Genomic DNA, 26,381 nt, shown 5'->3' on the forward strand with positions numbered 1-26,381 from the left:
GGTACTGTAGGAATAACTTCACATTGAACGATTGTACGGAAGCACCGTCATCGAGCTAATGGCATGTTCTGCATGTCAGCTTGGTGGCGGTGCTTTTTTGTGCTTGGAATTCGATGCGGTGAAGTGGAAAGGAGAGAAGAAAAGTATGAGCAGGTGGGATATCGTCATCGCTCATCAACATAAGCGCATATTGGACGGGTTTACGGATTATTGGAAGCAATCCAACTATGGTGAGTCACTTCATCTGCGTGTGTTTACCCAGCGTGATACGCTGCGTCATTATTTACGGTTGAAGCCCGGGATTCATATGCTTGTATCGGAGCCAGAGCTCCTTCAGGAATTAACGCAGGAAGATGTGAGCGGGATACTCGTTATGGCGTTATCAACAGATGACGGAGCATTAGAATTTACGTTTCCTTTTATTGTCGAGAATCCGTATCAGCCGCTTTCCCGATTATTCCACATCATTACAGAGCGTTGTCAATTAGAGCTATCGCAAGCCGCCGATCAATCATTAGCACACCCATGCCGCATTGTCGGGATTACCTCTGCAGGGGGAGGAGCGGGGAAGACGACCGTCGCGTTTCATCTTGCCAAGCACGCAGTTGGCTTAGGGCAGCGAACTTTCCTTCTGAATATCGATCCGATTCAAGAATACTCGCTTCTGCGGCAGCCACGGGGAGAAGCAGATGAAGCTTCTGCTTCCTTGTCTCAGCTTCTTTACTATTTAAAACGTGAGCAAGAGAGCGACAAGCGGCTTCCTGTGCCATTGGAGCAGTATACCGTTTCATTGCCAGCACTTGGGGCAAGCACGTTCGACCCGCTGCACATGATGGAGGAATGGGGTGTAATTGACCTCAAGCTGATGCAGCGGCTGCTTCACTGTATCCAAGCCAGCGGCCGTTACGATCTGATTATAGTCGAAGGTGGACACAAGCATCGGCCGTTTGAAGCCGTGTGGAGCATGAATGGAGAGGTCATTTGGCTGTTGCACGACGAGATGGGGCATATGCTCAAATCCCAGCTTATTTTTCAGGAATGGATGGATGCGGAAGATGAGACAGTTCGCCGGCGCCCTAAGCAAATGAGATTGATTGTAAACCGCTACATGGGGACATTGATGAACCGCTGGACGTATCGTGAGGCGGTCGTTAGCGGATTTCTCCCATATATTCCTACCTGGAAACAGATTCACAGACCGGAACAATGGTTCCAATCGACGGTATTCGAGTCAACACTGGCGAATTGGGCGCACACTCACTTGAATCTGACAGGGCTCGATTCGTTAAGGAGAACGGCGCAATGACGAATGGAAGCGATACTGTATTGAGCGCAACTCGTCAACCCGATGAGTTGGAAGCCGTCTATCTTCTTGTGCGTCAGCGGGTAAGGGACAGTCTGGAATGGGGAGAACCGCTTATTGATGAGGCACTGACGGAACGCATCGAGCAGACGTTGTTCGCTTGTGAAGAAGCGCGACATTTCACTTCCGACACGCTCTATCAGCTAGTCAGCAGAGTGTTCTATGCCTTCCGCGGACTGGATGCGCTGCAGCCGCTAGTGGACGATCCCGAGATTACGGAAATTATGATTAACAGCCATCACGAGCTGTTCATTGAACGGAGCGGCTGTATGGAGAAGTTGACGCTTGGCTTTGAAAGCCGCGATAAGCTGGAAGATATCATACAAGCTATCGTATCTCAAGTGAACCGGGTGGTGAATGAGTCTTCGCCCATCGTGGATGCGAGATTGCCCGACGGGTCTAGAGTGCATGTCGTTCTGCCGCCCATTGCTCTGAAGGGGCCAACAGTAACGATTCGTAAATTTCCGGCTCAGCCGCTCACTATGGAAGACCTCGTGGACATCGGAGCGATTAATGGAGAAGCGGCATTGCTGCTGCAGACACTAGTTCAAGCAAAATACAACATTTTCATTAGCGGGGGAACGGGCTCGGGGAAGACGACATTTTTGAACGCACTCTCGCAATATATTCCTGACGATGAACGAGTAATCACGATAGAAGATGCTGCGGAATTACAGATTCGTACGGTTCCCAATCTGGTCTCGCTTGAGACAAGGAATGCGAATTCTGAAGGGAAAGGAGCGATTACGATCCGCGAATTGATTCGCGCTTCGCTGCGGATGAGACCGAACCGTATCGTAGTCGGGGAAGTGCGCGGCGCAGAGGCGCTTGACATGCTGCAAGCAATGAATACCGGTCACGATGGTTCCTTGTCGACCGGGCATAGCAACGGGACGAAGGATATGCTGAGTCGCCTAGAGACGATGGTCTTGAGCGGGGCACACCTTCCTATCATTGTCGTGAGGCAGCAGATTGCATCGGCGCTTGATATTATCGTCCATCTCGCTAGAATGCGAGACGGCACGCGCAAAGTAATGGAAATAGCTGAAGTGCTTGGATTTGAAGAGGGAGACGTGGTGTTGGCGTCATTATATCGGTTTGAAGAACAGGGGGAACAAGACGGGAAAATAGCAGGCACTCTCGTTGCGTCGGAACATGCTATTCGACATAGGCACAAGCTGCAGATGGCAGGACTGGCTATACATCAGGATGGAAAGGAGTAAGTACATGAAGCGAACTTCTCACCGGTCTGAGATGAGTCTGCCACAATACACCGTTTATGTAATGAGCCGCAAAGAACGCCTCTTTGCGCTATGCGCAGGAGTATCGGTTATGGCGGGAATCGGCTGTTTGTTCTACCAGCATTGGTTGGCAATGATGGTGCTAGCCGTTGTCGGCACGTGCTACCCCCGTATCCGGCGGGTTACGCTGCTGGAGCGCAAGCGATCGCAGTTGGCCCAACAGTTTAAGCAAGCGCTGTATTCTATATCTTCCTCGTTATCCTCAGGGCGTTCCATGGAAAATGCTTTTCGCGAGGCCAGGCATGATCTGAAGCTGCTGTACCCGGGCACGGAAGTGGATGTCATACGGGAGCTGCACATTATTTCAATGAGAATGGAGAATGGTGAACCGATCGAGCAGGCGATTATGGATTTTAGCCGTCGTGCGGAACAGGATGACATTTCTAATTTCGCCGACGTGTTCGTCACTTGCAAGCGAACGGGCGGGGATTTGATTGAGGTCGTCCGCCGGACATCGTCTGTCATCGGTGAGAAAATGGATATTATGCAAGAGATAGAGGTGCTGATTGCGCAGAAGAAGCTGGAGATGAAGGCGATGATTGCGGCGCCATTCTTGTTCCTGGCGTTCCTGAATCTGACTTCGCCTGACTTCATGGCGGCTTTGTATGAAGGAGTAGGCAGAGTGATTGCCACGGCCGCGCTGGCATTGCTGATGCTGGGAGCATGGTTAATCCAAAAAATGATGAATATTCGTGTGTAAATAAGCAGGAAGCTGGTTGTACTATTGAAGTGCGTGTTCAAAAAGGGGCTTTTTGAACAACTTTTAGAAAGCGAGGTGAAATAAAGCATGCTGCCGCGATGGATATGGGGGCTTGCTTGTATAGGGGGAGTGATTCTTTACTTGCTGATGAACCAGATAAGCAGAGTCCGTTACGACAAGCTGATCGCAAGCATGGGAAGCGAATCGAAGACGGTCCCTTGGCTGTCAGCGCCGCTCCTGTGGCTGGAGAAGGCGCAGCCTGCCTTGGACACGCACCCTGCATTGGCTTCTCTGCGTCAAGCCGTGATGCAAATCTATGGGCCCGCCCATTCACATACGATGTATCGGGCTGTGATGGCGGAAATGGCGCTATATGTTTATGCGGCCCTGCTTGCCGCCCTGCTGATGCCTGCTGTTACCGATGGAAGCTTCGCGAACATGATGGGAGGGTTGTTGCTCGGCATCATCTTACCGTTAGCTCGTGCACGGGACGTCATCAACAAAGCGGAGAGCAAACGGCAAGAACTGCAATTGGAGCTGCCTGAGCTGCTAAGCAAGTTAACACTGCTGGTACAGGCCGGAGAGACAGCTCAGAAGGCAATGGCTCTCTGCATTGAACGTAAACGGGACCAATCCGAACATCCCTTGTATGCTGAACTGAACCGCATGATGAAGGATATGCAGAATGGCTATTCTTTCCCTCAAGCAATGGAGCAGTTCGCTAAGCGCTGCGCGATACAGGAGGTGTCGATGTTCGTCACCACGCTTCTTATTAATCAGCGCCGTGGCGGCGCGACATTCGTTCTTGCGATGCAGGATTTGGGAAGACAGCTATGGGAGAAGCGCAAGTCGGTTGCCCGCAAACGGGGCGAGGAAGCTTCAACGAAGCTTGTATTTCCGATGATGCTTATGTTCCTCGTTGTATTGGCCGTAGTTGGGGCGCCTGCTTTATTAATGATGAAATAACAGATTCAATCCATTGCAAGAGGGCAAACAAACTGAAGAGGAAAGAGGTTATTGCGATGCAACGGCAATTCATAGGGAAGCGGTTGTGGCAGGAAGAGGATGGACTTGGAATGGTGGAAATCGTCGTTATTATTGCGGTTATCGTCGTATTGGCGCTCGTATTCCGTAAAAATATTACTGCATTTTTGGAAAAGCTCATCGGCAAGGCGGAGAAGGAGACGGACAAAATTTTTAAGCCATAACGATGAGCAGGCGGAGTAATGTCAATAAAGGAGGGGAGCACTGTGAAGAAGCTGCGGCAATGGATAAAGAAGATGTCGGCGGATAATGGAACGATGACTTTGGAAGCGTCCATCATCTTTCCGGTTGTATTTTACTGTACGCTTGCGATGCTATTTTTTGCTGTATTGATCTTTCAGAGTGTGCTCACTTCTCATGCGGCAACGCTGGCCTCGGAACGAGGAGCCGCTTTCTGGGATAACAGTTACAAAGATGGCAAGGACGGCTCCTTTCAAGCTGGTCAGCATGACGGGCTTTACTGGCGTCTATTCGATGACAAGCTGATAGACCGGCTATTCGCAGGCTTCTCTGACGCGACATTGTATGCAGTGACATTACCTTCACAGCATAATTCCGAACGGTTGCCCGAACGTAAATTGGAGCGCGCGGCCATGCTTCTGCCGAACATTTTTCAAGGCGAAATGAAATACGATAATTCGATGATAGAGCGTACCGTGACGACGACGTTAACCAGACCCCTGTATCAAGCAGCCTTTCAACGTTTGACAGGCAGCCGCGTATCTCCCGAAGGACAGGCCGTCGCTGCTGTAGTTGAGCCAGTCGAATTCATTCGTTCCGTCGAATTGTCCCGCTATATGTATACCAAGTTGCAAATATGGAATAGACAAGGGATTTCAGCGGTACAAGCCGCTGAAGTCGTTAAGCAAGCAGCTGTTCAGTAAGACGGTGCTTGAAATAATGACAAGAGGAGGAGAGCTATGAAGCGGGGCGGTAAATGCGGAGGCAATTTGAAGCGGTATTTAGGATGGGCAGATGCTCAGGGGTCCGTATCCGTGCTTCTTATCTTCATTGTGGCTGCAATATTTTTGTTTACGTCCGTGCTCATTGAATACGCCCGCATCGCCGCAGCCGAATGGAGAACCGAAGTGCTAGCGCAGTCGGGCATCCGTTCGGTTATGTCAGCCTACGAGCCAGTACTGCAAGAACGGTATCAGCTGTTTGCATACGGACAATCCGATCCTGCACTCATTATGGAGTATGTGATGCAGGATCAGAATGAGCTCAAATCAACGGGCGTGTTTCCCTGGGTGTCTTTACAGCTGGACAGCCATACGACGACAATTACCCGGCCGCTCGGCCGTTACGATGAATTTGAGCGGCAAATTCTGGATGATATGAAATACAAAGCTCCTGTTCAATTTGCCTTTGAGCTTTCCGGTAAGTTGAAGCCGATGTCAGGCGCACTGAAAAAAGCGGCTCAGACGACGGATCTGCTCGCCAAGCTGCAGAAGCTGGCAGACCGCCGGAACAAGGAGCTGGATAAGGTCGTTCGCTTGCAGAAGAAAACGCGGAATCATGCAGCTTCTTCCGCTATAGAGCGCACGATTGCCTCCGATGAGGCATCCATCATGCGGGATAATCCATTAGGGTCCACCCGTTCCGCTGCCGACATTGGTGCTCAATACGACGATTACGCAACGAAAGTGCGCTCGGACGCCTCTCTGGAGGAGGGGGAAGAGAAGCAATATGAGCGAGAGACGGAAGATTACGAGGACGATTCCCGTAATATCGCCTATATATTGCGACGAATCGTATCCCGGCAGCACTCCGGTCATACGAATATGCTCCAACAGGCAGTCACTCATTTAAATAAAGCAAGTACATATAACGAAGATATGAAGAAGGTTATTGAGGAGGTTCGTTCCAGTCGCGCATACGACGGATATGACCGTGTAAGCCCAGCAACAGACTCAGATACGGGAAGTATGCCGGATGATGCGCAGATTGTCGCAGCGATACAACAAATCAATGAAGCTGCCGATCAGTTGGTGCTGCCCGGCTCGTTCGTGCAGGAATGGAATGAGGAGGTTCAGCAGCAGCAGATGAAGATGGCCCAATTAAATGGCGCTGCGGATTCGTTTCAATCCATGGCCAGTCAGATTAATAATCAGTCCGTTTCCTCACACGCGTTGAAACTTTCCGTGTTCCGTCTGTGGCAACTGTGGAGAGAGTATGAACAGGACTATATCCATCCCTCCAACAATCGCATCGATATGCGTGAGCAGGAATTGAATCGGCATAGAGCGGCTGAAAACGAGCGCAAGCAAAAGGAAAAAGAAGCAGATCAAAAGTTAAGCAAAGCGAATGATTTGCTGTTCATGCTTGCCAATCTGGACAGTCGCCTGCAGGCCCATCAACAGACATTTCAAGAGGTGAGAAGCAAGGCGGAAGCAGTGGCGCAGTTCAATGAGACACCTGCTTCTGAAGAAAGAATGGGGAATGTGAGCGGGGACGACGCGATTGATAAGAGCAAGCAGTCAATGAATTCGGTAACATCCCTGTATGACCAACTAGCCGAGGGACTGGAGATGGTGCGGGAGCGGCTGTATCGTAACGAGTATGCCTTTTTATATTTTACTTCCTACGATCCGACTAAGCTGCAGTCATTGATGAATTCCGGCCAGCCCGGGGAAGAGTTGCTGAATTCGTTAAGCATTGACAATCAAGAGGTGGAGTATATTTTGTACGGATTTAACAGCCCGATCGGCAATATCGCGGCGGCTTATGGTGAAATCTTCACCATGCGGCTCGCTATACGGACGATGGAAGGATTTGTTGAATTCAGTAAACTAGGCAATCCTCTGCTCATTCTAGCGGCAGCAGTAGTATATGGCATAGAGCAGGCGTTCCAGGACATGCTTCTGCTCATTACCCGCAATGAAATTCCGATATCACGCTTCATTCCGTCCGTGACGCTGACCTATAGTGATCATTTGCGATTGTTCATGCTGGCTCACGGAAGCCGCGAAGGGATGCTCATGCGCATGCTCGCCCTTATTCATCAAAATACCGGCGTAGATCCGTCCACTCGCGGTACTTACGGGCAGGTGGAGCTGACATTAAACATGCCGATGTGGTTCCTGCCGGGCCTCATGAGGTGGCTGGGACATACCGGCATATGGGACGGAGACATAGCGGATGGCCGCTTGTATTCGAAAAAAACTTCCGTCTTCTCTTACTAATGAGGGGGGAGCGATGCTGCGATATTTCTTTAAAATCATTCGAGACAGATGTGCCAGCATTACGTTAGAGGCGGCATTATTGCTGCCTATGGTGCTTCTGCTATTTTTATTCTTCATCTTTATGATTCAAGCCGCCGTAATCTCGACATCTCTCGAATCGGCTGCCATCAATGCAGTCAAGCAGGTGGCCGCTCATATGTATCCGATCAGTCTAGCGGCGAATCAACTGTCCGACTCGACCGAGCACGGAACTGCGGGGAAATGGTTGTCCAAGCCTCCGGCGATGACTATGAAAATGGCGGTGCGCGAATTCGGCTCACGATTTGGTGATGCAATGCCTGAGCCGATTAAGGACTGGGTGCAGGATGGAACGGAATGGGCAGAGCGCCAAGCAGAGGCTGCTGGGGAACGGGGGCAGGGACGCATTGGCGAAGCGGTATTTAAACCTTTAATGACCCGATACGGCATTCAAGGAGTGCTTCAAGAGGAGCGCATTCGCATTACGCATCTTAAGCTGCCAGACATCATTAAAAAGGAGGAACCGTATGTCGCGATAGAAGTCGCATATGATCTTCCGATGCGAGTCCCGTTTCTGATGAAGAGAGTTACCATCGTTTCTAGAGCGTCCGAGCGCGTATGGGTTGGCGATGGTCCGCCACCGGGAGCGGATGGGACGGGAGACGAAGGAAAGGACAAGTCTGTTCCCGTATTGGTCAGTTTAACGCCGGAACCGTTGCTCCCAGGCAGGAAAGCGAAGCTGACCGCTAGAGTAGAGCCTAATGAACGTGTTGAGCTGATCGTATTCTACAAAAGCGGGCAAAGCCAAGCGAAGCATGTTGGATGGGCCGTTGCCGATACGGATGGAAATATATTTTGGGAATGGCACGTCTCGGGCAATACGACATCTGGAGCATGGCGTCTTGTCGTGAAGACGAAGGATGGCCGCAGTGCAGAGCGGATGTTTACTGTGAAGTAACGATAATGCGCCTTTGCTAACGAGAACGGCATTCTACAATAAGAGGTTGTGCAAAAAGCCCCCTTTTGATCACGATACAATAAAGAAAGGTGGAACCGCATGATGTGGACGGTATGGTTCTGCAGCGTGATGCTGCTGGCCGCTTTTATCACCGATATTTTCACGCGCAAAATTCCTAACAAATTGACCATGACAGCCTGTGCTGCGGCAGTTATCGGACATGGCATCATGAATGGATGGAGCGGGATCGCCTATAGTGTGGCAGGAGCGGCGGGCGGGTTCGGACTTATGCTGCTGCTGTTCTTGGTGCGGGCTGTTGGTGCTGGGGACGTCAAGCTATTTGCCGCGATAGGCTCATTCATGGGGATCTACTTTACTTGGGAAACGATTATCTATTCGATATTGTATGGAGGGGTCATTGCCGCGCTCATTCTTCTGGCAGGTCGAAACGGCAGAATGAAGCGGCTCTGTATTGCATTCATGCAAGTGATATGGCTTCGGACGTGGATGCCCTTGAAGCTTCAGGCCGCCCGTCAAGCGACATTTCCGTTCATGTGGGCTGTATTGCCTGCCGCGATTACGGTATATTACAGCCGGCTGCTATAAATTGCTATGATCCGGAGGACACGAAAGGAGTGGGGAACACATTGTATGGATATCAAGCGGATTTCGTTCATGAAGGCAAGATGGGGATGCTGCTGAGCCGTGAATATCCCGTTCATTCTGATGAGCTGGATCCTCATCAGTTCAATATGCTGCGTCATAACGTCGTGCCTCATTTTTTGCCGCTTGAAATTCAAGAAATTGATTTTGAGGTAACCTTTTTATACGACATTAGCGGTAAAAAGATGCTTCACCAAGTACTGCGCACGGCTAATATGACATCCATCCAATATTTTGAATGGATGCTGCAGCTGGTGCGGGTGTTGGAAGAGTGCCGGACATACTTGCTGTATCCCAATCACATATTGCTCCATGAGCAGTTTATTTATGTGGACAGTCATGCGTGGAACGGCAGTTTGTATGTACCTTATATTCCTACGCTCGAGCCGTTGCATCCACAGGCTGGAATGGATGGATTACGCCGCTTGGGCATATTGTTGTCATCACATGTTAGCAATTGGAAAGGGGACGGATTTCAGCGTCTTATTCAGATTTTGTCCCTAGAGGACAAGTCATTAGCAGATGTGCGCCGCTTGCTGCAGTCTCTTATCATAGGTTCTCCTGAAGAGAAGGATAATCCGTCTACATGGAAGGATAATGCCAATACAACTAATGATGTGCAGCAGGTCTCTTCTCCGTTTTACTTGCCTGATAAAGCTTCGAATTCCGTTGCCGATGATGCACGAAAGGAAAGTTCGGTAGAGCTGGCATGGCCTGCCACGGCAGAACGGATTAGAAAGGGCTCAACAGATGAGGCCGTGCAAGAGGATACCGCTTCTTCCGTCAAAAAGCACACTATCATCGTCACGGGGGCGGTTATCGTCGCAGCCGCATTGGGGTGGAGGTATAGTTATATGTCTTCGCCATCGGCTGCCTCTTTGGCTGTATCCCTCATATGGAGCGTTGTTGTGGTTGGAATCGGCGGCGCATGGTTGTCCGGCTGGATCGCGAAGTGGAGCAACCGTTGGTCGAAGCGCAGAGGAGCCGCTGCTCCGGCTGAGGAACAAGCACCTGCTTCCACCTTTGACGTTATCTCCAATAGGGATATGGTGCTGCCTGACTTTTTGTCCATGGAGCTGCGGGGGAGCGCTTATTCAGCGGAAGCAACGAGGCAAGGAGATACATTACAGCCTGAATCGGTTCATCCAAGTGAGTATCATGCACAAGCAACGCATAGCGGAGCTGCTTATTACGACAGTTTATCGCAGTATACGTCGATGTTAAGTGAATCCCAAGGAGATGCTACCGTCATGTTGGGGCAGGATGCTGAACCGGATCAGACGACAGCAGGCATTCAGGGTCCTCATTTGCAGAAAATGAATGAAGCGGGCAGCGTACTGCCGGATCGAATTATGCTGGCGTTGTTCCCCTTTACGATCGGCCGCGCGGAACAAGGCGTGCATCTTCGCGATGAAGGCATAGGTGTATCGAAGCATCATTGCGAAGTCGTACACACAGAAGAAGGAGGCTGTGCGATTCGCGATCTCGGATCGAAGAACGGCACAGAGCTTCAGGGAGAACTGCTCATACCTTACAAGCTGTATCTGCTTAAGGATGGGGACACTGTGGCAATCGCCCGTTCCGTGTACATATACCGGGCAGGATAGGGCTTGGGCATGAGGAGTGACAATCAGTAAAAAAAGAGCTGACCCCGGAATGCGGACCAGCATGTTCATATGACTAGTAGTGATCGCTTATTTGGGAAAGTGGCCTACGTTGCAGTGTGTCCTGCATCGCGAAGTGCGCTCAACGCTTTCTCAAGCGTTCCGTGTTGGAAGGTGAAGCCGTGTTCCAACGCTTTGGCAGGATAGACGCGTTGGCCTTCCAGCAAGAGCATGGACATTTCACCGAATAAGAGCTTGAGCGCGAAGGAAGGAACCGGGAACCAATGGGGCCGATGATACACCTTACCAAGTGTGCGGCCGAAGTCGTCGTTCGTAACCGATTCTGGCGCAGAGGCATTAACAACGCCTTCCATACTGGTGTCATGAACGACAAAGTCTATCAATCGCACCATATCTTCAATATGTATCCAGGAGAACGGCTGCTTGCCGCTCCCAATCCGTCCGCCGACTCCAAATTGGTAAGGTAGCTTCATTAACGGGAAGGCGCCGCCATCGTTGGCAAGAATCGGGGCGATGCGCAGCTTGACGCAGCGTGCGGCAGGGATGGAATCGGCGGATGCCTCCCATTGATAGACGACGTCGGTCAAAAAATCATCCCCGGCAGCAGGACTCATTTCGTCGAAGGTTCCCGTCTCCGAAGGGCCGTATACCGAAATGCCGGATGCGCTTACCAAGAGAGGCAGCTTTTGCGGCAGTTTGCGGGCCCATTCCGCTATCCGGCGGGCTGGGACGACGCGTGAGGCAACAATACGGTTCTTCGCCATATCGGTCCAGCGCTGATTGATCGTTTCACCGGCCAGATTGATGACGACATCGACGTCGTGGCAGTGTTCCGGAGCATAGGCCAATTCAGACCAGCTCATTATGGATACTTGAGGGTGCTGGTCTTCTATAACTAGCTTGGTACGGGAGCGGGATACAATGATGACTTCATGCCCTTGCTGCAGCCAAGCCTTATACAGCGTTTTACCGACGAGGCCGGAACCGCCGCATATCATCATTTTCAATCGTTATCCCTCCTTAGAAATGCGTGTTCAAAAAGGAGCTTTTTGAACAACCTCTTAAAGTGGTTGAAAGTCGACATCCTCAAATGTGGGGAATGGTCAATTCAACCTCGGATGTGTTCTACAGCGATTGACTGGCGTGATGAAAACTATTTGTTGAGCAGGTGCTTGAATGGCGCGTAATCGATTTCATTTTTATCCAAAAATCGGACCAAGCTGCGGTAGTCACGCTTCGGTGTCGCAATGATGTAGCCTTGAATGCAATGATCACGCGTTACCTCCGAAGCGCCGCTCTCCACGGCGACCTGTCCGATCTTGGCTGCAATCGAATGGCGTGCGATATCTCGGAAAGCTTTGGGAACAGGCTCGACCAGCTGCTCCAAGAAAGCTTTGGCATCGTCGGTCCATAGCTCCCGGCTTCGTTCCACCCAGTAATTTTGCCAGTCCAGCTTCGATTTGCCGTCATTCATCGGCAGTACCTTCATGAACTTGCGGAACATGAAGAAGCCTCCGATAGCCATAAGCCCAAGCAGCACAAAGGTCCAGAAAGCTATCGAGTTCATGAACCATTTATTCGGCACGTCGGTTGTCAGCGGAAAAAAAGCGAATGTGTTAAGCATAGGTTCACCTCACAAGCATGTGGTACATTTTACAAGTAGTCTATTAGGAATTATACCGCATTCCTAGATTTATTTCGATATACCTTGTAAAATAAGGGGTAATGATCTGAGAGGAGTTGCCTTATGCTAAAAATAGGTTCACATGTTTCTTTTTCCGATAAAGGGCTGTTGACTGCGACGAAGGAAGCCGTATCTTATGGGTCCAGCTCGTTCATGATATATACCGGCGCGCCACAGAACACTCGACGCAAGCCGATTGAGACGCTCTATATTGAAGAGGGTAAAGAATTAATGGCACAGCACGGTATTGAGGAAATTGTTGTGCATGCCCCGTATATTGTTAACCTTGGCTCCTACAAACCAGATACCTTTGAATTGGCTGTTAATTTTCTTCAGGAAGAAATTCGCCGAACAGACTGCATTGGCGTACAGAATATTGTGCTTCATCCTGGCGCCTATACAGATAAGGATGCCGAGTATGGCGTGAACCGGATTGCGGAAGGCTTAAATGAGGTGCTGCGCAATACGAAGGAAACGAATGTGAATATCGCCTTGGAAACGATGGCTGGCAAAGGCACGGAAATCGGTCGCAGCTTCGAGGAATTGGCGGCGATTATTGATAAGGTGGAAGACAATCAGCGCTTAACTGTTTGTATGGATACATGCCATATTCACGATGCTGGTTACGATATCGTCAATGATTTGGACGGCGTGCTGGAACAATTCGATCGATTGGTCGGATTGGATCGCATTGCTATCGTTCATATCAACGATAGCAAGAACCCTACTGGCGCAGGCAAAGACCGTCACGCTCCAATTGGGGCAGGCTGGATTGGATTTGACGGCATCAAGCGAGTCGTTCATCATGAGGGACTCAAGGGGCGTCCGTTTATTCTCGAAACGCCATGGATTGGGAAAGATGCGAAGAAGCAGCGTCCGATGTATGAGGCGGAAATCGCCCTCTTGCGCGGAGATGCGGCAGAACGGTTCGGCGGAGAATTTTTTGAAGACGTGGAGCGCTTGGGTCATTTCTTCAAAGAGCAGGATATCGAACACCGTGCATTCGTTTTGGACACATGGAGTCTGCTGAAAAATGACGCCAAGGCAAAGAAAGCGGATCCGCGCGAACCGATGGAACGCCTTTATGATATGGTGGTCGAGTCTGATCTGTTCCCCAACCTGGCGGAAGAAGAGATCAACCACCGATTTACCGCGTGGTTTGCTGGACAAGCAGTGAAAGAATAGCAGCCGAGCGCAGCTACTAAGGCATTTTACTGGAGGAGTCACATTCATGACGCATCAACATACAATGGTACATGCCCGGCAGCAGGCCGGAGAACATTCACATAACCGCGCGCGCATGCTCATTTCATGCCCAGATCGTGCGGGGATTGTAGCGACGGTGTCTCGCTTTCTCTATGAGCACGGAGCTAATATCGTTCAATCCGATCAGTATACGATGGATCCAGAGGGCGGCATGTTCTTCATGCGCATTGAGTTCGACATGGAGCAGCTAGAGGAGCGCATGACTCTGTTGGAGTCGGATTTCCAAGCGATTGCTGAAGATTTTAATATGCAGTGGCGTATTTCACGAGTCAGTCAGAAGCAGCGCCTCGCGATCTTTGTGTCAAAAGAAGATCATTGCTTAGTCGAGCTGTTGTGGCAATGGCAAGCAGGTGATTTGGATGCGGACATTGCGATGGTCGTAAGCAACCACCCGGATATGAAGGACTATGTGGAATCATTTGGTATTCCGTATGTTCATATTCCCGTGAATCCGGACAACAAGCCGGAAGCAGAGCGTTTGCAGCTTGAAGCGGTGGAAGGGAAAGCGGATGTCATCATTTTGGCTCGTTACATGCAGATCATTTCACCGAAGTTTATCGAGCGTTATCCGAACCGGATTATTAACATTCACCACTCGTTCTTGCCAGCCTTTGTCGGAGGCAAGCCTTATCAACAAGCCTTCAAGCGAGGTGTGAAGTTGATCGGCGCAACCGCCCACTATGTGACGGAAGAGCTGGATGGCGGTCCGATTATTGAACAGGATGTCGAGCGCGTGACACATCGTGCTGACGTGAATGACTTAAAGCGAATCGGCCGCACGATTGAACGTGTCGTTCTTGCCCGTGCCGTGCACTGGCATACTGAAGACCGGATTCTCGTATATCAGAATAAGACTGTTGTATTCAATTAATAAATAGCAGTGGCTGTACCGTAAGAGCGTATCTTTCTGCTCGAGGGTATGGCCCTTTTTTATGCTGCAACGAAGCGCAATGACGATGTGTTTTAAAGATAAGATAACGTTAAATCAAATGAAATTAAGTATATATGGTAAGTTGTTTTTTTTCTTTGTCCGTCTTCGGGCGGGCGGCCCGCTGGATGTCTTCTGGACAAACCTGCAGCCATATACGGGGGTTAAGGGGTTACTATATAGCGAACCCAGTAATATAACGATAAATAGTAAGGATAACCAAGCTCCTTCTATGAGTACACGTTCCAGATCACACACAAGCATTACTCCAGTTCTACAGTGTGAGATACAATGTCATATTAAAATCGAATTTGTCATCATTGTCTAGTACTATGCTGAAGGCAATCCTTGTACTTGGTTATAGCAATTCACTGAAACCAAAAACACAAGGTGAACTGCGGATTACAATATAAAATGGCGGTTGGCTAGCTCAAAACATGGCATATCGTATCAAGGAAAAAAATTAATTCCTCAATCGAAATTAAGAAATGCTGAGACATTAACGCGGCTGGATCTTGGAACCCGAACCTTAAAGGTCAGGATGATTACGATGCTTTATTAGCAATAAAAGATTGGGCAAAATTGATAGATTACAAAAAACCTATTAACTTTGTAACAACTGGTGATCCAGTTAGCCACATAGCTTTTAATGGACATGTTGGTCAGACTCTGAAGGTAGTCAATCGAGGATATCATGGAGTGCACAGTATTTTGAGTTTTTATGGTCAGAGATATTCACCATCTGGAATATTAAGGATATGAAATAATATAAATCCACGCATTATATACGACGGATTGTCAAGCGAATTGCGACAGTTCACTAACGAATGATTCGTACGCCGTTTTCCACCCAAGACATTTTCTTGGTCGGTTATTAATAATTCTATTGCATGTGAAAGTTCTTCCTCTGTGACTCTAGCAAAGTCATTTCCCTTGGGAAAGAACTCTCTGGGGAGCCCATTGGCATTCTCATTGATTCCTCCGTGTAATGGTTGTTGTGGTGACTCCATTTTACCGAATTAATCATGAGCCATTTTTTTATTTAATGGTACTGTCGCACTTCATATTACAATCCGTCAAATATGTATTAATAAAGTTGTCCCAAGTTATTTCTCTAAATTCCACTAACCAATCCCCCCAGAAAGTCTATTCTAATTATCAGTATTAATTATACATATATTGGAAGTATACTGCCCTTTAGTTGAATAAAGGCGGACTTTAAGGGGAATCTGCTGTCATTCATAATGCTAAAAAAATCGACGATAAAGCTCTCGTCGTCGTTCGCCGCGCAGCTGAGCATATATTTGAGTGGTTGATGCTTTTTCATGCCCTAGCATGCCTTGAATGAAATCTAAAGGTGCTCCATTATCGAGGAGTTGGCACGCATAGGTATGACGAAATCGATGCGGATATAGATTTACTTCAAGCTCTCCTCGGCCTGCAAGCCGTTTCAACGCCCACCTGATCGTAGGAATGGCCATCCGTATACTCGGATGTGTATCCGTCACGAATAAGGCTTTACAGTTGTCTTCACGGCTGGCCGGATACTTCTCCAACCCGGCAGCCCGTACTGTAGAGAAACTCAAGTAACGCCCTTTCTCTCAGTGATTGACAAGCGATCTTTAAGTGAATTACATCTTCCTCGATTAAAAACTCAGGTATTCGTTTATCCATTTTAGGTTCTCGTAGTTTTAGGGAGGGATTAGAAGTCAAGTATGTTTCTTCAAAAGCATAGCGAAAAAGGGAACGAACAAAGCGAATCCGGTGTCCTAGGCTACTTGGCTTCAACCGATTAGATTGTTTCGCTAAGTACTCCTTCAGCAGAGTTAAAGTTATCTCGGTTATATCCAGGTCACCGAGTTCCTTCATCAGCATTTTGTGCTGGAGAGCGTATGCTTTCAATGTTTTCGGACTAAATCTTTGGATACGTTTATCAGTCTCATACAGTCGCCACAACTCACTTAAGATCATAACAAAACCTCCTATTAGAGCTTCAAATCTAGTTTGCTTCTAATAGAAGGATTTAATCTTTTTGATTTAAACTAGTGTTTCCCGTTAGTTGAATGATTAATTACGAGTATTGAATGAGTTTCTTGTCGATTTCTGCAATTTCGCCGATCTCTGATATACCATCCCAAAGAATTATTGACTCAGCATCAGCAGGTACTTTCTTTCGCACTCCACTACGATTAAAGAATGGGTTATCGGAGCATCGAGAGAACTGTAAATAAGCTAATCTATGCGATAAATTGTAGGATAATTCACGGTGAACCGTATCACAAGTAGGGCAAGTTTTTTTTGGGTCACAAAATGATGAGGTACCTGGAGGGAGGATGGACTCCGCCATGCTGTCCTCCAGTTGGCGCTCGACCACGTTCCTCCGGGACAACAGCCGCTCCTGACGGTCTTTCAACTCGCCGAGTCGTTCGAAGAACAGGTCGTCATCGACGCCGTTTCCTTCAAACAACTTGAGGAAGCGCTCACGTTGACTTTTGATGCTCGCGAGTTCTTTATCAACGGCAGACTCGATGGAGCAGGCCAACACAATCTGCGCTGTCAGGCATTGATTTTTTTGCCAAAATAGGTTATTTTATAGACAGCTTAGCGATAAGCAAGTTCCTGACACGAAGGGAGATGTGTTTTAATGGCAACTACTTATATGGTGGTTTGGTCTTAAAACTGAATAGCAGGCATACGCGAGAAAAGCGGGAAAACGCCCGTATTATTTGGTATGCCATTCAAAGTAACCTTTCGTGAATATTGCTGTTTGCAGGATACGATGAAGGTCGTATCTTTTTTTGCGTCCTGATGCCGCGCGACAGCAGCTTCTTTAGAGGCTGCTTGTCCGTGGCATTTTTGCGTCCAAAAAACAACATTAAAGGAGCTAACAAAAAAACCATGATGGATTTGAAAACCTATGGCTACACAGAAATAGAAGCAATTCCCGACGGATTATTGCCCGGCAGGGTGACGGAGCTTCGGCGCGAGCGCTTCACGGTCATGACCGAGCGCGGCGAAGTAATGGCGGTGCTCAAAGGAGCGTTCTATCACAGCGCGGAAACGCGCGTAGACTTTCCGTGCGTCGGTGATTTTGTCTTGCTGCACTACAACGAGAGCGGAGATTCTCTCATCGTTACGGTACTGCCCCGCCGCTCCAAGTTCTCACGCGCGGATTACTCAGGGCATGCCGCAGGCTATGCCAAAACCGTGCGGGAACAGGTCGTTGCAACCAACTTTGACTATGTGTTTATCCTTTCTTCTCTGAATTGGGATTTCAACGTTACCCGCATGATGAGGTACCTGACACAAGCCAGGCAGAGCGGCGGCCAGCCGGTCGTCATTCTGACCAAGGCTGATCTCGTTGAAGATTATAATCTCCCGCTCGCAGAAGTCACACAAAGCATCCCTGATGTGCCGGTTCACGCGATCTGCAGTCATACAGGCCTGGGGCTGAACGAACTCGATCCCTACTTGATGCCTGGTAAAACAGTCGTCTTTCTCGGCATGTCCGGCGTCGGTAAATCGTCTCTGCTCAATGCGTTGATAGAACAGGACGTAACGAAGGTTCAGGCGATCCGGGAGGTCGACAGCCGGGGGCGGCATACGACAACGCACCGTCAGCTGTTCATGCTCCCCTCCGGTACGATGGTCATCGATACGCCGGGTATGCGTGAGCTTGGGCTTTTTGATGCCGACGAAGGCATACGCGCAAGCTTTACCGATGTGGAGGAATGGTTCCCACAATGCCGATTTACGGATTGCCGCCATCAGGCCGAGCCGGGCTGTGCCGTTCTCGCCGCGCTTGTCGACGGTTCGTTGCCACGTGAACGGTGGGAGCATTATGTTGCCCAGCAGCATGAGAACAAGTATGTCCAGGATAAAACGAGCTACCTCATCGACAAGAGGGCTCGAAACAAAACGACCGCCATGTGGAGCAAGCAAACGAAGAAAAACGGAGGATGGAAGAAATGAATATTAAATTCGAAACGCTGATCTATGCCTTAAGCCGACGGTTCAAGAAGGATATCATCTCGGCCGACTGCCAAACCATGCCGTTACAGGGCGGAACTGTGGGAAATGTGTACCTGGTAACAGGGATCGCCGAAACCGCGGATGGCGAAAAATTGCCGTACCGTATCGTGCTGAAAATCCAGAAGAAATGGGAGCGTTACGGCGATCCGGGTTCATGGCGCCGGGAATATGATCTCTATGCATCTGACTTGGGAGCGACGTTCTCGGATGCCTTCCGCTGGCCGACATGTTATCACGCCGAGATGAATGCCGAAGAAAATATATTCCAGCTGTGGCTGGAATATATCGATGGCGTAACCGGTTTAGACTTGACCGGTGACATGTATGAACAGGCCGCGCTGGAGTTAGGACGCTATCAAGGCAAGCTGTATGCGGAGCAGCCCGCTGTGCTGCAGAGCCTGACCAACCTGAGCCATGCGGATCTCATGAAGAATACGTATCTGCATTACCGGTCATGGCCGGTCGTCTACGATTATATACGCTCGGAGGGCTGCGAATTCCCGCAGCACGTGCGGCAAATGCTCATCGACATCGATGAGCACGCAGACGAGATACTCGCCCGCATCGAAAAATTGCCCCTCGTGCTATGCCACCGGGACTTCTGGGTGACCAACCTGATCTATGCCGACGGGAAAATCGCGCTCATCGACTGGGATACATCCGGATGGGGCTACCTGGGCGAGGATCTCGCAAGCCTGATTGCGGATGAAGCGGATATCGATCATATGGTCGAATACTACCAGCGATGTGTCCCCGCGTATTACAAAGGCTTTTCGGAGTATGCGGATGTATCCCCTATCGCCGATCATTGCGTCTACGAGCTGATCCTTCTCGTATTCGGATACAGGCTTGTGGAGTGGTATCTCCACACAGAGGACGATGACGAGAAGACGAAGCATGTCCATACGCTCCAAAAAATCTATGAAATAAAGACCAGCCCTGCGCAGGGTTGACTCTAAAAACAGAACTCCGAAAACCCTTGAATGTAGTGGGTTTTCGGAGTTTCTTTCATTACTCCCATTCGATCGTCGCCGGCGGCTTGATCGTGATGTCGTAGACGACGCGGGGCATTCCAGTCGGTGAATCGACAGTGGAATTGACAAACGTTTACGGCGTCACATCGGAAGCTCCGATGTACGTCATCGTTGCTGGAAACTGGATTCCTGCGACATTTTGCCTTAACTTCTTCGACTTGAGCTTCAAGGATGTACCCCTGCAATGCTTGCTCCTCAGTGCTCACTCTGATGTAGATGACAGCTCATGGCCTGCGCTGGCTGTTCCCTCCGGATATTTTTGTACAGTATGCTATTTATGTACAAATATAATTTATGCTAATAACGCATGGTAAAAAAGGATTGGGATTGTTTTTTTTAATAATGTACACGTTGGTTTATAGAGATACCTTTGGTTCAAATATATAATCAGGATCGTTAAACGCTGTGTCTCGTTTCTCAAGCAGCATTGGAGGAATAAACATTTTCATCACCTGTAACCATTTTATCAATACTTAAACCTTAAATGTGGTAGTAAGTTTTTCTATTGATAATCGAACAAATGTTTGTATATAATGTAACCAAACAAATGTTCGGGGTGAGGACAATGCTGGAACATTACATTGGGCGAACGATTGAGATTATATATGAAGACAGGTATGGAGTTCTTACGCAGCGTCGAATCGTTATACGCCGGGTTAAGGGTGGTGTGGTTCATGCGACTTGTTTAGAGGCCAAGGCGTGGCGCCCCTTCCGCCTGGATCGCATCCTTTCTTGGCAGTCGGTGAAGGGAAGATCGGCGTGAGTGAGGTGTTGCTATGCTTGCGACCCAGTTCAATCTTTCTTTAGCGGAGGTGGTTGCCCGACACATGCAAACAATTGGTACATGGCCTAACTGCACTGCGGGAGATATCCTCGATTGCGCAGATTGCATGGGGCAACTAATGACGTGGCGGTTTGATGCTCTGGCATATCTCAAAGAGGGAAATTTCTACGACAGCCTGGATGATATACAGAAGCCGATCGAAGGGATGTGTGCCAACATCAGGCAAGAAGGAATTGTTTTACGGTATCGATACTCTGATGGCAAGTGGATTAGTATTGGGGAATTGCCAGACACGGTTTATTATTAAAGCCCCGGAGTAATCCGAGGCTTTTAGTATTAATCTTTGCTAAAATACACGTCATAGATCGAGAACTTTCCATTATATATTCATTTATATATTCATTTATTATTCTCTCAGTTATTGAACCACAGAAAGTCACTGCAAAGTCACTAAAGTTTCAAAACAATCTGGCATTACACGATAATAACCGTATATGTAAGTCTGCTAACACAGGTATATCAATACTATCCGTAATCATTTGAATTTATGCGAAAATAGCGCAAGGGATATATTTCATTATATAGCAGGAGAAAATTTTTTCGAATAACCAATTATCTTTACCAAGGTAAAGATTTGGGATATTCATGCAGAAGCATTTGATGGCATAATAGGTTCAATTCGGATAGGGTGGATTATCATGACAGTAGAATGCTGCTGCTTCCAGCTGAGGAGCGATGCTGCACGTATTTTTTACTACGTTAAAGTGGCATCGAAAGGTGAGTAATGGTACAATAATGCAAAATGGGGCAGAGTACAAGTTGAGGTATTACGCATTCTCAATTCATCCTAAATATCAACTTGTGAAGAGTAGGAGTCTAAGGAGGAAATCAGCAATGACTGTAAATCAAACTAACATTGATCAGCTTTCGGTATCGGCTATCCGTACGTTAGCTATCGATGCAATTGAGAAAGCGAAATCGGGACATCCTGGTATGCCAATGGGCGCCGCACCGATGGGGTATCACTTGTTCGCGAAAGCGATGACGCACAATCCTTCCAATCCGACATGGATCAACCGGGACCGCTTTGTGTTGTCAGCAGGTCACGGGTCTATGTTATTGTATAGCTTACTGCACCTTAGCGGCTATGGTCTTCCGATGGAAGAGATTAAAAATTTCCGCCAATGGGGCAGCAAGACTCCAGGGCACCCCGAGTTCGGACATACGGCCGGAGTTGACGCAACGACTGGTCCACTGGGACAAGGGATTGCGATGGCCGTCGGTATGGCCATGGCTGAAGCGCAATTGGGCGCCACGTATAACCGTGACGAATACAATGTAATCGACCATCATACGTTTGCCATTTGTGGCGACGGTGACATGATGGAAGGTGTGGCAAGCGAAGCAGCATCGCTCGCAGGCCATTTGAAGTTAGGCAAATTAATCGTGCTTTACGATTCGAATGATATTACGCTTGACGGAGAAGCCAATCTCTCCTTCAGCGAAAACGTACGCCAGCGTTATGAAGCGTATGGCTGGCACACGCTGCTTGTGGAAGATGGCAACGACTTGGCTGCTATCGCTCAAGCAGTGGAACTGGCGAAGACAGAACACAACAAGCCGACCCTAATCGAGGTGAAGACGGTTATCGGTTTTGGCAGCCCGAACAAGCAGGGCAAGGGCGGTCACGGCGGAACGCACGGCTCGCCGCTTGGTGCAGATGAAACGAAGCTGACCAAAGCATTCTACAATTGGGAACACGAAGACTTCTTCGTGCCGGAGGAAGTGTATGCTCACTTCGAACAGAATGTGAAAAATAAAGGTGTACAAGCCAATGAGGCTTGGAATAAGCAGTTCGAGCAATACGCGCAAGTGTATCCGGACTTGGCTGCGCAGTTCAACACAGCGATTAGCGGCCAACTGCCTGACAATTGGGATGCTGACTTGCCAACGTATACATCCAGCGACAAAGCGGTTTCAACTCGCGTCGCTTCCGGTAACGCGTTAAACGGTCTGGCGAAAAACATTCCGTTCTTGACGGGCGGATCTGCTGACTTGGAAAGCTCGACGATGACCCATCTGAACGACCTGCCTACGTTCCGCCCTGGCCAATACGAAGGCCGCAACCTGTACTTCGGTGTGCGCGAATTCGCGATGGCTGCTGCGATGAACGGTATGGCGCTGCACGGCGGCGTTAAAGTGTTCGGCGGCACGTTCTTTGTATTCACAGACTATCTGCGTCCAGCTGTGCGCTTGTCCTCCATTATGGGCTTGCCTGTAACTTATGTATTGACTCATGACAGTATCGCTGTCGGCGAAGACGGTCCTACTCATGAGCCGATTGAGCAACTTGCATCCGTTCGTATCATTCCGGGCGTGACGGTTATCCGTCCTGCCGATGGCAACGAGACATCTGCCGCATGGGCGTACTCGCTGCAGAATACAAGCAATCCGGTAGTGCTTGTGCTGACTCGTCAGAACCTGCCAATTTTGGAGGCTACTGCAGAGGGTGCCCGCGAAGGCATCGCTCGCGGTGCGTATGTCGTGGCTGACGCTGCGGACGGCAAGCCGCAAGCGCAGATCATCGCAACAGGCTCCGAGGTTCAATTAGCAGTGCGCGCGCAGCAAGCATTGGCTGAAGAAGGCATTCAAGTTCGTGTCATCAGCATGCCAAGCTGGGATCTGTTCGAAAAACAATCGAAGGAATACAAAGATTCCGTATTGCTTCCAGGAGTGAAAGCGCGTCTCGCTGTAGAAATGGCTTCTCCATTCGGTTGGGAACGTTATGTTGGCGACCAAGGCGACATACTTGGCATTTCGACGTTCGGCGCATCCGCACCTGGAGACCGCGTCATGAGCGAGTATGGCTTTACAGTGGAGAATGTTGTCAGCCGCGTGAAAGCTTTGCTGTAACGCTCAACGCTTGCAATTGCAATACTTCTCCACGCATGCTGTAATGCTTGCAGAGATGTATAATCAGCACAGCATAATGTGATATGTGTAAGACCGCTACAACGGGCGGTAAACAGACTGATGTCTGATGCCCGTTGCAGCGGTCTTTTTTTTGGCTTTGCAGTTCGTGTTAATCAGCCGGCAAAGATCCAAGCATATCAGCTATATCGCGGTACCATCCGCGTGTATCTTTTGTCCCAAGCCCAACAGTATCCGCATGATCCCAAGATTCCATTAATCCGAGATAATTCCATTTCCCGATTTGCGGCTTCCCGCTGTAAGCAACGATTTGATCGTTTGATCCATTTCTTGGTCCGCTCATTGAAATCGTATTGACCAAACCATCATTTTGCCACCATTCATAATCGATTGTTACGCGCCCGGGGACATCAGAGGTATAAGAGCCCATAAAAAAGCTGGATGGGTGTAAAAAAGGATTCATGAACAATTTTGGCACATGCCGCCCCCAGAACGGCACTTCGAATGTTTTCTCCGCCGCCGCCGAGAAATAGTAGACGTGTGGCTGCGCCCTTGCCCGTTTGTTGAATTCTTTTGCGCCATCTGGACTTAGATCCCATTGGGAAATATCCTTAGAGGTTCTCCAAATGCCGCTGTTGTAGATGCGTGAGGAATAACTGAGAAACGACTCCTCAGGTAATCTTTTTAGACCCCATTGATCCAATTTAAAATCATAAACGGGATGCTCCAAATTACCGGCTATTGCGGCGGCCAATCCTATGATTTGTTGTGCATAGGGAGCGATTCCATCAATAAAATGCGTTAAACTGGTACCGTCATGCGGAGAGGCGATGGCAACAAGGCTGCTCACGAGCGATTCCTGTGTGTTACTGAATAGTGACGATAAACCGGATTCAGGGGTGACATTACGTTCCGAAGCGTCTCCGTCCTGAAGCAATTGTATTAACAAACGTGCGGTTTGTCCCCCTTGGCTATGGGCAATCAAATGTATCCGGTTTGGTATTCCGGTGTCCGGCTCGATCTCTCCCCACTCAGGATACAACCCCTCATACGTTCTTCCATATCGCGCATGATTGTACAAGCTCGAGTGGGCCTCTCCATAATCCACGGTCCCTCCTTTAATCTGCGCATACAGCTCGCAGGCCCGATCCCAGTTGCTCGAAACAGGCCCTACCGCGGCAGTGAAGACGGAATAGCCGTAATGGCGCAAATCTTCTTGGATATCGCTGAATCCGCCCCAGTACTTAAAACCAAGCATCTCCTCCCTTCCCCATCCCCCAAACCCGTGTACAAGCACGATCGGATAATCATTTTGACTGCTCCCGTGAATCGTATCCTGCAGCAGGCTCATGTCTGTAAATTCATTTTTGAATTCACTGGTTTGCACGTGGGCATTTAATAAGTTCGCATTTGATAGGGAGTAAAAAAGAATAAAGAATATAACACAAAGCGACAGTCTGCGGTTCATAAACAGGCCCCCTCCTTGTCAGAGTTTCAAAAACTCTGCTATTCTTTTCTGTGATTATGCTGCTAGAGTCATTCATACAGGACACCAGAGGAACGTACGTCTCGATGATGCGGCAAGACAGGCGATATTTCGAGGAGTATCTTCATTCGTAACTTTATTTCCTAATAACACCTCCTAATTCTCTTTATAGGAAAATATTACTATTTTAGTTTTGTGTTTACAACCATATTTGAGCAAATGATATGGGAAATACCAAATAAAAATGATAGGCTTACAAAATACTCCCCAGTTATATCTAAATTTTGATATAGTAGAAGGAGATTTTTTAGATGAACATCTAGGGTAGAGCGAGGGATAGTAATGAAAATAAAGCAAAGCCAGAATTCCATGGGGGTGCTGGCAACGGGGTTGTCCTATCTTTTATGGGGTGTTCTGCCCATTTATTGGAAATCGGTTGGATCCGTGCCTGCCGGAGAGGTGTTGGCTCACCGAATCATTTGGTCATTGGTGTTTATGCTCCTTATTCTTTTGCTTCTAGGAAAACTGAAGATGGTAGCCACAGAAATGAAATACGTGTTTACCCATAAAAAACAGGCCATGAGCATGATTTTGGCCTCGGTTTTGATCAGCATCAATTGGCTGGTTTTTATTTTTGCAGTAGAGAGTAATCAAGTGGTTGAAGCGAGCCTTGGGTATTACATTAATCCTCTGCTAAATGTCTTCCTTGCCACATTCTTCTTGAAGGAACGCTTAAACAAGGCTGAGTGGGTATCCGTTGCCATCGCGGCGGGCGGTGTGTTGTGTTTGACCTTGTATTACGGAACCTTCCCTTGGGCCGCGTTAACCTTGGCTTCCACCTTCGGATTTTATGGCTTGATTAAAAAGAAGGTCTCCATTGGAGCGTGGACGGGACTGACGATTGAAACACTCATCATGACGCCATTTGCCCTTATTTTTCTGTTCTTTTTCGACCACAGCTCCGTCTCGTTATGGGAAAGGGATGTATCGATTATCTTGCTGCTGATGGGGGCAGGCGTTGTGACAGCCATCCCTTTGCTGTTATTTGCCGCTGGGGCCAAACGAATTTCCTTCACACTGCTAGGCTTTCTTCAATATATCGCGCCGACGATCATGCTGCTTTTGGGGTTGTTTTTGTTTCATGAGCCCTTTAGCACACCGCAATTGCTGGCGTTTATGCTGATTTGGCTCGCTCTTCTTATTTTTTCATTTTCCCGTTCAAGGGAAATTTTGCTAAGAAGAAGATTGAAAAGCAAGCTTGATATCCAGAAGATGTAAAAGGAAACCATACCACAGGAATGAGCGCGTGACGGCTTCTTCTGAAGGAATGGGAGAGTGGGCAAAAGGACTGATTAAAGAGAGGCATGCTGTGGAAGAGA

At 48.7% G+C, this 26,381-nt stretch carries 23 protein-coding genes and 2 pseudogenes; 18 read left to right on the forward strand and 7 right to left on the reverse strand.

Features of this window, described 5'->3' with window-relative positions; translation table 11 throughout:
• The first annotated feature begins 145 nt into the window (after positions 1-145).
• The 10 genes from M3650_RS07070 to M3650_RS07115 all read left to right on the forward strand — a co-directional run bounded on the left by M3650_RS07070 (position 146) and on the right by M3650_RS07115 (position 10,839).
• The gene (locus M3650_RS07070) at positions 146-1,306 is read left to right on the forward strand and encodes a ParA family protein (protein ID WP_251573526.1); all 1,161 of its coding nucleotides are present in this window, start codon (positions 146-148) and stop codon (positions 1,304-1,306) included.
• Positions 1,303-2,586: a TadA family conjugal transfer-associated ATPase gene (locus tag M3650_RS07075; RefSeq protein ID WP_251573527.1), complete on the forward strand. Its 1,284-nt coding sequence runs from the start codon at positions 1,303-1,305 to the stop codon at positions 2,584-2,586. The genes M3650_RS07070 and M3650_RS07075 overlap by 4 nt, the downstream gene beginning before the upstream one ends.
• A 4-nt stretch (positions 2,587-2,590) precedes the next feature.
• Positions 2,591-3,364: a type II secretion system F family protein gene (locus M3650_RS07080; protein ID WP_251573528.1), complete on the forward strand. Its 774-nt coding sequence runs from the start codon at positions 2,591-2,593 to the stop codon at positions 3,362-3,364.
• An 87-nt stretch (positions 3,365-3,451) separates the two neighbouring features.
• Positions 3,452-4,330, forward strand: a complete 879-nt coding sequence (locus M3650_RS07085; RefSeq protein ID WP_251573529.1) for a type II secretion system F family protein — start codon at positions 3,452-3,454, stop codon at positions 4,328-4,330.
• 56 nt (positions 4,331-4,386) lie between these two features.
• Complete coding sequence (locus tag M3650_RS07090; protein WP_019423001.1) at positions 4,387-4,572, forward strand: Flp1 family type IVb pilin; 186 nt, start codon at positions 4,387-4,389, stop codon at positions 4,570-4,572.
• A gap of 42 nt (positions 4,573-4,614) precedes the next feature.
• Positions 4,615-5,292 carry a pilus assembly protein gene (locus M3650_RS07095; protein ID WP_251573530.1) on the forward strand — a complete coding sequence of 226 codons (678 nt, stop codon included), beginning with the start codon at positions 4,615-4,617 and terminating at the stop codon, positions 5,290-5,292.
• A gap of 36 nt (positions 5,293-5,328) precedes the next feature.
• The gene (locus M3650_RS07100; protein ID WP_251573531.1) at positions 5,329-7,593 is read left to right on the forward strand and encodes an acyl-CoA cholesterol acyltransferase; all 2,265 of its coding nucleotides are present in this window, start codon (positions 5,329-5,331) and stop codon (positions 7,591-7,593) included.
• Between the two features lie 13 nt (positions 7,594-7,606).
• The gene (locus M3650_RS07105; protein ID WP_251573532.1) at positions 7,607-8,569 is read left to right on the forward strand and encodes an AAA family ATPase; all 963 of its coding nucleotides are present in this window, start codon (positions 7,607-7,609) and stop codon (positions 8,567-8,569) included.
• A 99-nt stretch (positions 8,570-8,668) separates the two neighbouring features.
• Complete coding sequence (locus M3650_RS07110) at positions 8,669-9,175, forward strand: A24 family peptidase (protein WP_251573533.1); 507 nt, start codon at positions 8,669-8,671, stop codon at positions 9,173-9,175.
• A 29-nt stretch (positions 9,176-9,204) separates the two neighbouring features.
• On the forward strand, positions 9,205-10,839 hold the full coding sequence (locus tag M3650_RS07115) for a DUF6382 domain-containing protein (protein ID WP_251573534.1): 1,635 nt from the start codon (positions 9,205-9,207) through the stop codon (positions 10,837-10,839).
• A 104-nt stretch (positions 10,840-10,943) separates the two neighbouring features.
• Here the strand turns inward: M3650_RS07115 and M3650_RS07120 are convergent, their stop codons facing one another.
• Positions 10,944-11,864 carry a TIGR01777 family oxidoreductase gene (locus M3650_RS07120; RefSeq protein WP_251573535.1) on the reverse strand — a complete coding sequence of 307 codons (921 nt, stop codon included), beginning with the start codon at positions 11,862-11,864 and terminating at the stop codon, positions 10,944-10,946.
• A 146-nt stretch (positions 11,865-12,010) separates the two neighbouring features.
• Positions 12,011-12,481, reverse strand: coding sequence for a DUF2621 domain-containing protein (locus M3650_RS07125; protein WP_019423008.1), 471 nt, complete (start codon positions 12,479-12,481; stop codon positions 12,011-12,013).
• A gap of 123 nt (positions 12,482-12,604) precedes the next feature.
• Between M3650_RS07125 and M3650_RS07130 the strand changes: the two genes are divergently transcribed.
• Both M3650_RS07130 and purU read left to right on the forward strand, forming a co-directional pair.
• Positions 12,605-13,726, forward strand: a complete 1,122-nt coding sequence (locus tag M3650_RS07130; protein ID WP_019423009.1) for a deoxyribonuclease IV — start codon at positions 12,605-12,607, stop codon at positions 13,724-13,726.
• A gap of 46 nt (positions 13,727-13,772) precedes the next feature.
• A complete protein-coding gene (gene purU / locus M3650_RS07135) occupies positions 13,773-14,678 on the forward strand; it encodes a formyltetrahydrofolate deformylase (protein ID WP_019423010.1) in 906 nt (301 codons plus the stop codon).
• A gap of 855 nt (positions 14,679-15,533) precedes the next feature.
• Here purU and M3650_RS07140 read toward each other — a convergent pair.
• From M3650_RS07140 to M3650_RS32260, 3 genes and pseudogenes are all read right to left on the reverse strand, one after another.
• A pseudogene (locus tag M3650_RS07140) lies at positions 15,534-15,715 on the reverse strand (transposase); the annotation flags it as partial.
• A 267-nt stretch (positions 15,716-15,982) separates the two neighbouring features.
• A complete protein-coding gene (locus M3650_RS32255; RefSeq protein ID WP_311295053.1) occupies positions 15,983-16,216 on the reverse strand; it encodes a tyrosine-type recombinase/integrase in 234 nt (77 codons plus the stop codon).
• A 49-nt stretch (positions 16,217-16,265) separates the two neighbouring features.
• Positions 16,266-16,706, reverse strand: a complete 441-nt coding sequence (locus M3650_RS32260) for a tyrosine-type recombinase/integrase (protein ID WP_311295054.1) — start codon at positions 16,704-16,706, stop codon at positions 16,266-16,268.
• Between the two features lie 388 nt (positions 16,707-17,094).
• On the opposite strand from M3650_RS32260, the gene M3650_RS07150 reads away from it, so the two are divergent.
• The 3 genes from M3650_RS07150 to M3650_RS07160 all read left to right on the forward strand — a co-directional run bounded on the left by M3650_RS07150 (position 17,095) and on the right by M3650_RS07160 (position 19,720).
• Entirely contained in the window at positions 17,095-17,319 is a 225-nt protein-coding gene (locus M3650_RS07150) for a hypothetical protein (RefSeq protein WP_251573536.1), read from the forward strand.
• Between the two features lie 317 nt (positions 17,320-17,636).
• On the forward strand, positions 17,637-18,707 hold the full coding sequence (gene rsgA / locus M3650_RS07155) for a ribosome small subunit-dependent GTPase A (RefSeq protein WP_251573537.1): 1,071 nt from the start codon (positions 17,637-17,639) through the stop codon (positions 18,705-18,707).
• On the forward strand, positions 18,704-19,720 hold the full coding sequence (locus tag M3650_RS07160) for an aminoglycoside phosphotransferase family protein (protein WP_251573538.1): 1,017 nt from the start codon (positions 18,704-18,706) through the stop codon (positions 19,718-19,720). The genes rsgA and M3650_RS07160 overlap by 4 nt, the downstream gene beginning before the upstream one ends.
• Positions 19,721-19,778: 58 nt before the next feature.
• Here M3650_RS07160 and M3650_RS32540 read toward each other — a convergent pair.
• Positions 19,779-19,844: pseudogene (locus tag M3650_RS32540) on the reverse strand (GMP synthase (glutamine-hydrolyzing)); the annotation flags it as partial.
• A 733-nt stretch (positions 19,845-20,577) separates the two neighbouring features.
• Between M3650_RS32540 and M3650_RS07165 the strand changes: the two are divergent.
• The gene (locus M3650_RS07165) at positions 20,578-20,892 is read left to right on the forward strand and encodes a hypothetical protein (protein WP_251573539.1); all 315 of its coding nucleotides are present in this window, start codon (positions 20,578-20,580) and stop codon (positions 20,890-20,892) included.
• 587 nt (positions 20,893-21,479) lie between these two features.
• On the forward strand, positions 21,480-23,498 hold the full coding sequence (tkt, locus tag M3650_RS07170; RefSeq protein WP_251573540.1) for a transketolase: 2,019 nt from the start codon (positions 21,480-21,482) through the stop codon (positions 23,496-23,498).
• Between the two features lie 169 nt (positions 23,499-23,667).
• Here tkt and M3650_RS07175 read toward each other — a convergent pair whose 3' ends face one another.
• On the reverse strand, positions 23,668-24,903 hold the full coding sequence (locus M3650_RS07175; RefSeq protein ID WP_251573541.1) for an esterase/lipase family protein: 1,236 nt from the start codon (positions 24,901-24,903) through the stop codon (positions 23,668-23,670).
• Positions 24,904-25,344: 441 nt separating this feature from the next.
• Here M3650_RS07175 and rarD point away from each other — a divergent pair, with 441 nt between their 5' ends.
• Entirely contained in the window at positions 25,345-26,280 is a 936-nt protein-coding gene (rarD, locus tag M3650_RS07180) for an EamA family transporter RarD (RefSeq protein ID WP_251573542.1), read from the forward strand.
• The last annotated feature ends 101 nt before the right edge of the window (positions 26,281-26,381 follow it).

Origin of the sequence: Paenibacillus sp. MER TA 81-3 (assembly GCF_023713585.1) — a bacterium.
Lineage (GTDB): Bacteria > Bacillota > Bacilli > Paenibacillales > Paenibacillaceae > Paenibacillus_B > Paenibacillus_B profundus.